This is a genomic window from Marinobacter shunpengi (genome assembly GCF_045449695.1).
GTDB lineage: Bacteria > Pseudomonadota > Gammaproteobacteria > Pseudomonadales > Oleiphilaceae > Marinobacter.
Map to the genome: position 1 here is coordinate 521,983 of NZ_JBJJKZ010000013.1, position 10,693 is coordinate 532,675.

Below are 10,693 nucleotides of genomic sequence, written 5' to 3' on the forward strand. Positions count from 1 at the left end.
CCTGACATTCATCGGTGGGGCATTTCCATGCGTCAGACAGTTTCCGGGGTGTTGGTCCCCTTGCTTATCATTGGCTTCATTGCCTCCCAGGCGGTTCATGCCTCCCCTCTGGCGGAGTCGGTGGTTGAGGCGTCTCCCCTCGGGGCCATTGCGGACCAGTCTCCGGCCATGTTGAGGACAGGCATCCGTGATGGGCTGGTGGGCACCGGACAGGTGGACCCGTTCCTGGCGGAAACCATCGCCGGCATCGGCAGCCGGGCCTTCAGCCCGCAGCGGGTACGTTCGCAACTGGCCACGGCCCTGGCGGACGATCTGGGCAACGCCCAGTTGGAAGCGGTGAAGGACTGGTACGATTCGCCCCTGGGGCAGCAGTTGGCCCGGGCGGAGTCGCAAGCGGCGGCGCCCTCAAGCTGGGAGGCCATCCAGGCAGCCGGGCCGGCCCTGCGGGAACGATTCGAGGGCACGGCGCGCCAGCGGCTGTTCGACCGTTATGATCGGGCCACGGGTGCTACGTATACGGCGGTTGAAACCGCCATGGCGGTACAACTTGAACTGGCAGATTCACTGGCGTCGCTCAGTGAGGGAGATACCGTGGAATCCGTGCGAGCCCAGATCGAGGATAATCGCCCTGCGATTGAACGCCGGGTGGGCGAGCAGGTGTACCTGGCCTTCCTGTCCATGTACGAGGCGTTCCCGGACAAGGATCTCGACACCTACCTGACGTTCCTGGAATCTCCGGCCGGGCGGGCGTATACCGTCAGTGCGAGGGATGCGGTCCATGATGCCATCATGGAGCCCGTCAGCAGTGTCGGCAATCAACTGGTGCGTATGCTGGGGGCGGGTGGCCGATGAAGTGGTTGAGGATCACCCTGCGGTGGCTTTTCCTCCTGATACTATCGGTTATTGCCCTGGCACTCCTGTTGCTGTTGCTGTTCCGTTTTGTCAATCCACCCACCACGGCCTTTATCATGGCCTACCAGGCGGAGACCGGTAGCTTATCCGGCGTCCGCCAGACCTGGGTCCCCCTTGAGGAGATCTCGCCCTGGATGCCGCTGGCGGTGATCGCCAGTGAGGACCAGCGCTTCCTGAACCACTGGGGCCTCGACCTGGGGGCCATTGCCACCGCAGTCAATGCCTTCCAGGACGGTGACGGCCTCCGGGGAGCCAGTACCATCACTCAGCAGACCAGCAAGAACCTGTTCCTATGGGGTGGGCGAAGCTTCCTGCGCAAGGGTGTGGAGGCGATGCTGGCATTGGGGATGGACGGGCTCTGGCCCAAGCGCCGGATCATGGAGGTGTACCTCAATGTCGCGGAATTCGGTCCGGGAATCTACGGGGTCGAGGCGGCCAGCCAGGTGCATTTCGGCGTGTCAGCAGAGCAGTTGACGGCCACCCAGGCCGCTCGCCTGGCCGCGGTGCTGCCCAATCCCCGGATATTTGATGCCGGCGCGCCGACGCCCTATGTGTGGGAGCGGGTGTCCTGGATTCGCCAGCAGATGTCACAACTCGGTGGTACCGCGCTGGTGGGGGACTTCTACTGATGCCACTCAGCCGCTGAGCACTTCCCGCTCGAAACGCCCCAGCACCGTCATGGTGATCAGGGCGAAGGCCGACAGCAGTCCCGCCAGGGGCAGGTTACCGACGCCACTGGCAACACCGACGGCACCGGCAATCCAGATGGAGGCGCCGGTGGTGATGCCCTGTACACTGCCCCTGGCCTGGATAATGGAACCGGCGCCGAGAAAACCAATGCCCCCGATCACGCCTTCCACAATGCGGGTTGGATCTATCCTGGCGGAAGGATCCCCGGTGGCCGTGTCAAACAGGATCTGCATACCCACCATCACGAAGGCGGCGGCCCCCATCGACACCAGCATATGGGAGCGCAGCCCCGCCGGTTTGCCGCGCAATTCCCTTTCAAGCCCAAGCAGGAAGCCGAATCCTGTCGCAATGGACAGGCGAATCAGCATGTCGAGGAACGGTAGCTCGGATTGATTCATGGGCGTCAGTCTCCCCGGGAGGTGGTGGACACAAAAGCGGGCCCGCAGCAGGGCTACGGGCCCGGGAACCTGAGTTGCAGGTCTATTGCAAGGATAGACGCCGGTTTGGTCGCCTGCCTGCCGGCGACAGAGCATCCGGTCAGAACATGTATTGCAGGCCAACCCGGGCGGTGTCGAACTCGGGTCCGTCGTTGGTGACCTGACCATTGAAGTCGTCTTCGTCAACATCATCCACGTTGTAGCGGTTGTACTCGGCGAAGGCGGTCAATGATGGAGTGACCATGAAATCGACACCGGCCCCCACAAACGGGCTTACCTCGTCGTAGGTCTCCTTCTCGTCAAAGGCGCTCACTTCCATATCGGACGCGAAGGCCCCGACCTTGCCGTAGACGCCGAAGGCCTGGGTAACCGGAATGCGGCCCTTGGCGGAGAGGGACAGACCCTTGAGGTCAGAGCGGACGTCATCCTCACCGAACTTGCCGAAGTCGATGTAGTCCGCTTCCAGGGCAAAGAAGGGGTTGAACTGGTAGCCGGCGGAGACGCCGTACAGGTCGCGCTTGTCATCAAACTCCCCACCATGGGATTTGTAGCCACCGTAGCTACCGCTAACGAAGAAACCGGATGAATCCCGTTCCGCCTTGCCCTGTGCCATAACGGCGGGGGTTGCCAGGACGGCGGTTGTGATAACAGTCATATACGCAATACCGGATGTCATTCGCATAATTCAGACCTCCCTGGGTCATCAGATAATGTCACTGCTGCGGGTCGAGACTGTGGGCTCGATCACGCGATTCCCAGCCTAAATCAAATTGGGTAGGTTCCAAGTTAAAGTCGAAGTACGCTTTGGTAATTGGCCTGTAACTCGTTAACTCATTGAAAAATATTATTTAAGAACCTGCCGGAAAGGTTTTTCCTGATGCGCCGCGCGAGGCCGGAAGGAGGAAAAGGCCGGCCCGCAGTCCGGGGCCGGCAATGAGGAGGAAGGGGACAGCCCGGCAATGCCGGGCTGTTACTGCTGGGGAACGTCAGATTCCCCGATCAATGACGGCCTGGGTCACCACATCGTCTATGGAGCAGATCGGGTTCTCCTGCCCCACCCAGGGATCACCGCCAAAGTACTTCTGGAAGATCTTTTCGGCGGTTCGGGTCGCCAGTGCCTGGGACGTCAGGGTGGGGTTGGGCCCACCGATGGCGTTGGGCAATGCCGAATGATCCGCGATATAGAGACCTTCCACCGCACGGGCCTCGCAGTTCTCATCCAGTACCGAGTTCCGTGAGCTGTCACCCATCCGCATGGACGACTGCATGTGCAGCAGCACCGGGTTCCAGTCCAGGCGCACGATCTTCGAAGCCCCACCGGCGCGCAGTATTTCCGCTGCGCGGTTGCACAGGTAGTCCCGGTTACGCACGGTGCGACGGGAGCGGTTGCGCTTCTCCATGCGTATGCGGGCAACGGGACCATGCTCGTCGGTGAAGGCCTGGGAGACATCGACACGGTTCTGATATTCAACATCATCGTCCGTGAGAATCAGAATCGGCATCAGGCGATTGGCATCGGACATCATGTCCTTGAGTTCGTTGCCGTACACCCGACCGGACTTGCCATCCCAGGCGCCGGTGTTGGACAGGCCGTTATCGTAAAGCGAACGGATGCCCGTGTTGCTGTCGGTAAGGTTGTTGGCGTGAATGGCAGGCATACTGGAGGCGTTCTCCAGGGACCCATAGCCAGGGAAATCGGCCCGAGAGGACGATGAGGGCCCCCCGGTGCCGCCGACATCGTGGGGGAACTGGCCGACTACCCAGTCCAGGGCGTGGTCGGTCAGTCCACGGCCGACCCAGCCATTGAAGTCCGGCAGATCGCTGTTGTGCCACAGCCGCGGGTTTTCGATGCAGCCGCCGGCCATGATCACAACCCGGGCTTCCTCGCTGTGGGTTTCGCCGGTATTGGTGTCCCGCCATTCCACGCCTCTGGCGACCCGAGTCCGGCTGTACCAGGGGCGATCACTGATAACACGGGTGACATAGGCGTCGGTGATCAGGGTGATGGCCTTGCCGCCGGGCTTGTACAGGTCGGCGGTCAACGCCATGGGAATATAGCTGTTGTCCGTGGACCGGCGAGCCTTCAGGTTACGTGGTGCACCCTTGGGCAACTGGCAGCCCTGGAAGCAGTGGCCACAGTGTGTGCAGCCGGTGGCATCCGGGTATCGCAGTTGTGAGCTGTCCCGGGTCTTGCCGGCATTGCCCCCCGGTTGCAGGATCGCGTTCTCCTGTGGCCGGAAGCCCGCCCGGGTGACATCCTTGCTGGTAATCGGAGACAGACCCGCCGCCTCGGCACTGTCAAAGAAGGCCTTTTCCTTTTTGCCCATGGCAGCGGTCTGCACCGGAAGGGTGGCTTCAGTCCACTCATAGTACGGCCGCATTTCCTCATAGGTGAAGGGGAAGCGGTAGTCGTTGTCGTAAAGGTTCCGGTCGGCTCCGTTATAACCGGCGAAGATGCCTGGCATGGCCCGGGGGCTGTTGCCGTAGTAGTGCAGGGTGGTGCCGCCGACCCCGGCTACCTGGGAAATGGTGGAGGGATTGGTGAGTTCCCTGAACCAGGCGGGTTTGGAGGGATCGGAGGGGCCTACCCGGAACTTGCCGGTCAGGGTGCTGTTCATGTGGTTTTCGAGGTAGGACCATTCCTGTTCCGGATTGGCGTGGCGGGCGCCACCCTCAAGTACCATGACATCCAGGCCACGTTCGGCCAGTTCCTTGGCGACGACAGGGCCACCGCCCCCGGCGCCGATCACGATGACATCACGCATTGTCTACACTCCTCCGTCCCTGGTAATAACCAATAACATCGTCGCCACCGTCCGGTAGAGGGGGCGCATCCGGCTCGTAGCCACTGATAACCCAACCCAGGGGGCGCTGTGTCACGGTGAGGTTCTCCGGATCGAACACCGCGAATTCGTTGTAACTGGCAAAGCTGGCAACGCGGATCACGGCTGAAATGAATGTCTGAAGGACTCCCGGCGCCGCCTCGCGGAAGGTGGCATCGGGAATGGTCCATTGCAGGGCATTCTTGAGCCAGGAGTCACTGCCATCCAGGGCCGCCATGACCCGGCCTTTCTGTTCCCAGGTCAGGTTGGAGAAGGGTGCGACGAATGGTCCGGTGCCGGGCTCGTCAATGACCTGGTTGGCCACCAGGTTCAGTAGCAGGGTCAGCATGATGGAATTGGCTACGTCCCCTTCAAGGTACTGGCTCAGGGTGGCGTCCAGGTTTTCCAGGATCCACTCGCCATTCTCTCCCAGGGAGGCAGCCGCCTCGTCGGGAATGGACAGCGGGGCGGCATTCAGGTACGCGCCGATACCGTCCAGCAACTGGTTCATGAACTGCGGCGGCAGGGGCACGAGACGGTCGATGCCGCCCGCCAGGTAAAGGTCTGCCCGGGTACCGATGCCACCGGGAACCGGTGAACTGACGCCCTGGTTCTGGGAGTAGGGGTCATCTCCGGGCACGGCAAAGGCGATCAGCCCGAAGAAGGTATCGTTGCGCAGGGCCTCCAGCGCGGCCTGGAGTTGCTCCGCGGTCCACTGGACGTCACCGCTGAGATCAGCGTAGGCCTTGCCGGGAACCAGCAATCCTGGCGCTACCGCCGCAGCGGCGCCCAGTATGCCGGAACCCACCAATAACCTGCGGCGGCCCTCATTGAGCAGGGGTTGAGGTGCTTCTCTCTCTCGTTTCACAAATGCCTCCTTGGCATGCTTCGAGTTGGGTGGCTTGGACACCACCTTCGTACGGAGCCTTTCCTGTCTCCTGCAATCGGATTGCGATACAGCGGGCAAGGTGCAGTGTGAACGACCGGAGGTGGCCCTGTTCTTGTTGGCCCTGGCGACGACAGTGACATGCCGCTATCAGGGGGCTATTTAACGGGTCCTTAAAATAAATACCCCCTGAAAACAGGCAGATGCGTACCGTGTTATAAGCAACTGACCGATGTCAGGGGACACTGGGATGTCAGGTTCATTATGCCTTTGCTTTGAGACTATTGTGTTAAGTGTCTCACCGAACTGTCAGGCGAATCGTGAGCGACCTGCCTATTTGCGGGATTAAGTGAATCTCGGGTAATTCAGGGAAGGGTTTGCGGCCAGGGATCCAACAGGCCCAGGGAGCCCACGCCGGGGAGCTTGATGGCCAGGTGACGGGGATCAACACCCAGGGAAAGCCCGAGAACATTCAGTTCCAGGCCCTCCCGGACACCGGCCAGGATGCCGATGTAACCGCCGGCGGACAGCTGGTAGCCGGCTCCTGACGGCGTCTCGGCAACATAGCCGTTGCCCAGGTAATCCTTACCGATGGCGGTATTGGGCAGGTTGACCTCCAGGCCGGGCACCTGGCGGATAATCCAGGCCACGAAGGTATTGCTGTTGGGGCCGGGCCAGGCCTCGTAGGTGTGGGGGTAGGGGTAGTCGGCAACGGCCTGTTCGATATCCGGGATCAGGCGTGCAGCGGTTTCTCCGGATATGCTGGCCAGCAGCGCCGGCGGAGCTCCGTACCAGGCTCGGTCTGGCAGGGCCCGGTAGGACCGGACCTTGTTGCTTCCCCAGCCGGTCACCTCATGGACGGTGTAGCTGTCGGCGCCTTCCGGCTTGGTGGCGATCCAGGTGTGGATGGCAAAGTAACCGCGCCAACTGAACGCCCTTGCACCGTAGACCTGTACCAGGGCCTGGGGGGATTCGGTGACCAGGGGAGCCAACCCGGCACTGGAACGATCGGCGTCCCGCCAGTTGGCACTGGTATCCATATTGGAGCAGGCGACCATAAATACGGGGCCGGATAGCAGGATGGCGAGAAAAACAAGGACCCGGAGGCCCCATTTAACGGGTCTGGACATGGGCATCAGGACAGGTCTGTGAACAACAGTCCTTTGTAGCATACTCCTGATCGCATCGACAGGGCGGGCCCTGGTCGGGCGTCGTTCAACGTCGGTCTGCGGAATTCAGGGCGTCGCTGATGGCGCGGGCCTCGGCTTCCAGGACCCGGTAGAGGAGCGAATTACCCTGTTTGCTCGCGGCGTTAAGTTGCTTCTGCTTGTTTGCGTACAGCCGGTGGAGAAGGTCCGCCTGCTGGCTGGAAGTGACAACGGTCATGACGAATCCCCAGTGATGTCAGCTTATTTTACGAACTGCCGGTAAACTGGCGTCTACGGGGAATGCAGCATAATCCAGGCCAAGGGCGCCAGGATGAGTGTTGGAGCGTTCCTGCCGTGACAGAGGTAGCGCCGGATACCGCTACCCGGTCGGAAAAGCGCCGGGAAGCGTTGTATAGTGACGCTCAGCGTCAACGCGGGTTGTAAAAAGGGAGGCGATAGGTGCCGGATTTGTTTACAGGTCAGGACGTGCTCAACGTCCCCGGCGAACCGGAAAAACTGGCCCCTGGTGCCTTCCTGTTCCGCCAGTATGCGTTGCCGGTGGCGGAGCAGTTGCTGGAAGCCATCTGGGCGGTATCGTCGGTGTCACCGTTCCGTCGGATGATGACACCGGGGGGGCGCCGGATGTCGGCGGCCATGACCGGTTGCGGTGAGCGCTGCTGGGTGACCGATCGCAAGGGCTATCGCTACGCTGACATGGACCCGGAAACCGGCAGGGCCTGGCCGTCCATGCCGCCTGTCATGGCCAGCCTGGCCCGGGAGGTATCCGCGCAGGCTGGCTTCCCGGGATTCGAGCCGGATGTCTGCCTGATCAACCGCTATGAGCCCGGTGCCCGCATGGGTCTCCACCAGGACCGGGACGAGGAGGATTTCCGCTGGCCAGTGGTGTCGGTTTCCCTGGGGCTGCCGGCAGTATTCCTCTGGGGTGGCCTGAAACGGGGCGGATCACCGGCACGGCTGAGGCTGGAACATGGGGATGTACTGGTATGGGGAGGGGAAGACCGGCTTCGATACCATGGTATCGCGCCGGTCCCGGATGACCGGTGTGAGGCCACCGGCCATGTGCGCTACAACCTGACGTTTCGCCGGGCCCGGGAGTCCCGGTGACGGATGTCGGGTTGCCGGGCGCTGTCAGGAGCGGCTGGTGACTTCCAGCAGGTGGTAGCCGAACTGGGTGCGGATCGGTCCGATCACCGTGTTCAGCTCGCCGTTGAACACGGCCTTGTCGAATTCCGGTACCATCTGGCCCGGCCCGAAGGAGCCGAGATCACCACCGTTGCGACCGGAGGGGCAGCGGGAGTGTTCGCGGGCAACCTCGGCGAAATCCTGTCCGTTCTCGATGGCCTGCTTGAGTTCGTCGCACTTGGCTTCGGTTTCAACAAGAATGTGGCGGGCGGTAGCCTGTGTCATGGTCAGTGTCCTGTTCTGTGTGTGGAACCGGAATGCTGCCTGCCGTATCTGTCCGTGGCAAGTCTTTTTGCGCCCGCCGGTTCCTGGCTATGCCCCGGATCTACCCGGTATCTTGCTGTTGGTCGCTGTTGCGTCGCTTATCCGGCCGCCGGACGGTTGGGCCGGAAGTAGACCGCGATCCGGTGTTGGGCGGTGTGAATCCAGCGAGCCACCGTCTTCACAGCTTTCCGTGCGGCTGCGCGGGTATAGGCCCGGCGAAGCTCAACGGCGTTGTGCAGCACGGTGGAGGGGACGGGGGTTACCATTACACGATCTTGCATACGTCTTACCTCCTCAGGTTGGGTTAATTGCATGATCAGGTCCCTCCCGACGGGAGGTCAGGCTGCGAGGAAGCAAGCCTTCAAACGTCCTGCCCGTCAGGATGGTTATATTCTGACCGGTCTTTTTTGCAGTTTAAATACGTTAAACTCCATAGTTCCGTTGCAGATTTGCAGTTATTAATCGATTGGAAAGTTGAATGGATTGGGATTACCTGAGATACGTACACGCCCTCGCCAATGGGGGCACCCTCGCCAGGGCCGGGGAGCTTCTGGGTGTCCACCAGACCACAGTGCTCCGGCGGCTGGACCAGATGGAAGAGGAACTGGGCGTCCAGCTCTTCGACCGGAACCGCGACGGCCTGGCCCTGACGCCCGCCGGCGAGCTGGCCTTCCAGGAGGCGGACCGGCTGTCGGTGGACATGGAAAACCTGGAGCGTCGTCTGGTGGGGCAGGAAGCCCAGCCGGAGGGCCGGGTCCGCCTGGCCACCACCGACAGTCTGCTCAACGGGTTGTTGGCACCCTTGCTGGCGGAGCTGGTGGCAGCCCATCCGGGCATTGAGGTGGAAGCTATTTCCAGCACCGACGTGGCCGGGCTGACCCAGCGGGACGCGGATCTGGTACTGCGACCCACCAACCAGCCCCAGCAGACAATGGTGGGGTCCCGGATTGGCTGTATCGAGTCGGCCATCTACGGCAGCCGTACCTACCTCGGCCAACATCCGTTTAATGAATCCGAGCTGCCCGGTGACCACGTATGGGTAGTACCGGATGAGAGTTTTGTGCACCTGGCCACGGGCAAGTGGTACCGGAAGAACCTGCGTCGCGCCGGGGCCACACTGAGGTGCAATAGTCTGTACGGCATGTTCAGCCTGATTCGTTCGGGCAGTGGTTTGGGTGTATTACCCTGTTATCTGGGGGACCGCGCCGACGACCTGGAGCGGCTGTCCGGACCGCTTGAGGGGGAAAGCATTGATCTCTGGCTGCTGGCCCATCAGGATCAGCGCCGGATGGCCCGGGTCCGGGTGGCCCAGGATTTCCTGACGGAACGACTGATGACCCGGCAGCCGTGGCTGGAGGGTCAGGCAACTACCGGAGGCAATTGATGGCATCCATGCGCCCCACCACACGTTCAGTGCCCATGTCCCGCTCCGGACCGGAACCCGAGGAAATGGCGCCCCCGGAGGCGGCATCCAGGCTGGCGGAGTTTATCCATCGGCATCCCCGCCTGTTGGTGTTGACCGGGGCGGGCGTGAGCACTGACTCCGGTATTCCCGACTACCGGGATGCCGCCGGGGCCTGGAAGCGTCGCCAGCCGGTACAGCACCAGGCCTTTATGTCGGATGTATCACTGCGCCAGCGGTACTGGGGGCGGAGCCTGCTGGGCTGGCCGGTTATCCGTAATGCCACGCCCAACCAGGCGCATCACCATCTGGCGGCCCTGGAAGCCCGGGGATATACCGACCTGCTGGTGACACAGAACGTGGACCGGTTGCACCAGAAGGCCGGTAGCCGCACGGTGATCGATCTGCACGGTCGGGCCGACCAGGTGGTCTGCATGGCATGCGGGTACCGGTGTGAGCGGGATCAGGTGCATATCCGCTGTGCCGAACTGAATCCGGGTTTCCTGGATCTGAGTGCGGGTGCCGCCCCCGCCCCCGATGGCGACGCCGACCTGGAAGTGGATTTCAGCGGGTTCCGGGTGGCCGACTGCCCGCACTGTGGTGGGATACTCAAGCCCGACGTGGTGTTCTTCGGTGATTTCGTGCCGAAGGAACGGGTCAGCCAGGGCCTGGATTATCTGCGGGAGGCGGACGGCCTGCTGGTGGTGGGGTCGTCACTGATGGTGTATTCGGGGTTGCGTTTCTGTCGCTACGCCAGGGAGTGGGGCAAGCCCATGGCCGCCCTCAACCTGGGGCGCACCCGGGCCGACGGAATGCTGGATCTGCGCATCAACGCCAGGATCACCGAGACCCTGTCCCAGTGTCTCCGATCCCTCTCTGCATAGGGGCGCGGCCGGTCAGGCATAAAAAAGGCCCGGCAGAAACTGCCG

Annotated in this window: 13 protein-coding genes; 5 read left to right on the forward strand and 8 right to left on the reverse strand. The window is 62.1% G+C overall.

The genetic code is table 11. The annotated features are described in order from the left end of the window. Nucleotides 1–27: 27 nt before the first annotated feature. Together ACJO2E_RS11670 and mtgA are read left to right on the forward strand one after the other, a co-directional pair. On the forward strand, nucleotides 28–852 hold the full coding sequence (locus ACJO2E_RS11670) for a DUF2059 domain-containing protein (protein ID WP_406964046.1): 825 nt from the start codon (nucleotides 28–30) through the stop codon (nucleotides 850–852). Next, nucleotides 849–1,541, forward strand: coding sequence for a monofunctional biosynthetic peptidoglycan transglycosylase (gene mtgA, locus ACJO2E_RS11675; protein WP_406964047.1), 693 nt, complete (start codon nucleotides 849–851; stop codon nucleotides 1,539–1,541). The genes ACJO2E_RS11670 and mtgA overlap by 4 nt, the downstream gene beginning before the upstream one ends. 6 nt (nucleotides 1,542–1,547) lie before the next feature. Here the strand turns inward: mtgA and ACJO2E_RS11680 are convergent, their stop codons facing one another. The 6 genes from ACJO2E_RS11680 to ACJO2E_RS11705 all read right to left on the reverse strand — a co-directional run bounded on the left by ACJO2E_RS11680 (nucleotide 1,548) and on the right by ACJO2E_RS11705 (nucleotide 7,133). After that, nucleotides 1,548–2,000, reverse strand: a complete 453-nt coding sequence (locus ACJO2E_RS11680; protein WP_406964048.1) for an MgtC/SapB family protein — start codon at nucleotides 1,998–2,000, stop codon at nucleotides 1,548–1,550. A gap of 139 nt (nucleotides 2,001–2,139) precedes the next feature. After that, entirely contained in the window at nucleotides 2,140–2,694 is a 555-nt protein-coding gene (locus tag ACJO2E_RS11685) for a porin family protein (RefSeq protein ID WP_406964049.1), read from the reverse strand. Nucleotides 2,695–3,025: 331 nt separating this feature from the next. Further along, nucleotides 3,026–4,804 (reverse strand): GMC oxidoreductase, encoded by a 1,779-nt coding sequence (locus tag ACJO2E_RS11690; RefSeq protein WP_406964050.1) that lies wholly within the window; start codon nucleotides 4,802–4,804, stop codon nucleotides 3,026–3,028. Further along, nucleotides 4,797–5,729 carry a hypothetical protein gene (locus tag ACJO2E_RS11695; protein WP_406964051.1) on the reverse strand — a complete coding sequence of 311 codons (933 nt, stop codon included), beginning with the start codon at nucleotides 5,727–5,729 and terminating at the stop codon, nucleotides 4,797–4,799. Before ACJO2E_RS11695 ends, ACJO2E_RS11690 begins: the two co-directional genes overlap by 8 nt. Before the next feature lie 383 nt (nucleotides 5,730–6,112). Beyond that, nucleotides 6,113–6,877, reverse strand: a complete 765-nt coding sequence (locus tag ACJO2E_RS11700) for a DUF3750 domain-containing protein (RefSeq protein WP_406964052.1) — start codon at nucleotides 6,875–6,877, stop codon at nucleotides 6,113–6,115. Between the two features lie 85 nt (nucleotides 6,878–6,962). Then, nucleotides 6,963–7,133, reverse strand: coding sequence for a hypothetical protein (locus ACJO2E_RS11705; protein WP_328185820.1), 171 nt, complete (start codon nucleotides 7,131–7,133; stop codon nucleotides 6,963–6,965). A gap of 221 nt (nucleotides 7,134–7,354) precedes the next feature. Between ACJO2E_RS11705 and alkB the strand changes: the two genes are divergently transcribed. Beyond that, nucleotides 7,355–8,020: a DNA oxidative demethylase AlkB gene (gene alkB, locus ACJO2E_RS11710; protein ID WP_406964053.1), complete on the forward strand. Its 666-nt coding sequence runs from the start codon at nucleotides 7,355–7,357 to the stop codon at nucleotides 8,018–8,020. A gap of 24 nt (nucleotides 8,021–8,044) precedes the next feature. Here the strand turns inward: alkB and ACJO2E_RS11715 are convergent, their stop codons facing one another. Both ACJO2E_RS11715 and ACJO2E_RS11720 read right to left on the reverse strand, forming a co-directional pair. Continuing rightward, nucleotides 8,045–8,323 carry a peptidylprolyl isomerase gene (locus tag ACJO2E_RS11715; protein WP_406964054.1) on the reverse strand — a complete coding sequence of 93 codons (279 nt, stop codon included), beginning with the start codon at nucleotides 8,321–8,323 and terminating at the stop codon, nucleotides 8,045–8,047. 137 nt (nucleotides 8,324–8,460) lie between these two features. Next, nucleotides 8,461–8,643, reverse strand: a complete 183-nt coding sequence (locus ACJO2E_RS11720) for a hypothetical protein (RefSeq protein ID WP_406964055.1) — start codon at nucleotides 8,641–8,643, stop codon at nucleotides 8,461–8,463. Between the two features lie 197 nt (nucleotides 8,644–8,840). Here ACJO2E_RS11720 and ACJO2E_RS11725 point away from each other — a divergent pair, with 197 nt between their 5' ends. Continuing rightward, a complete protein-coding gene (locus ACJO2E_RS11725; RefSeq protein ID WP_406964056.1) occupies nucleotides 8,841–9,746 on the forward strand; it encodes a LysR family transcriptional regulator in 906 nt (301 codons plus the stop codon). Nucleotides 9,747–9,781: 35 nt separating this feature from the next. Then, nucleotides 9,782–10,648, forward strand: a complete 867-nt coding sequence (locus ACJO2E_RS11730) for an NAD-dependent protein deacetylase (protein ID WP_406964140.1) — start codon at nucleotides 9,782–9,784, stop codon at nucleotides 10,646–10,648. The last annotated feature ends 45 nt before the right edge of the window (nucleotides 10,649–10,693 follow it).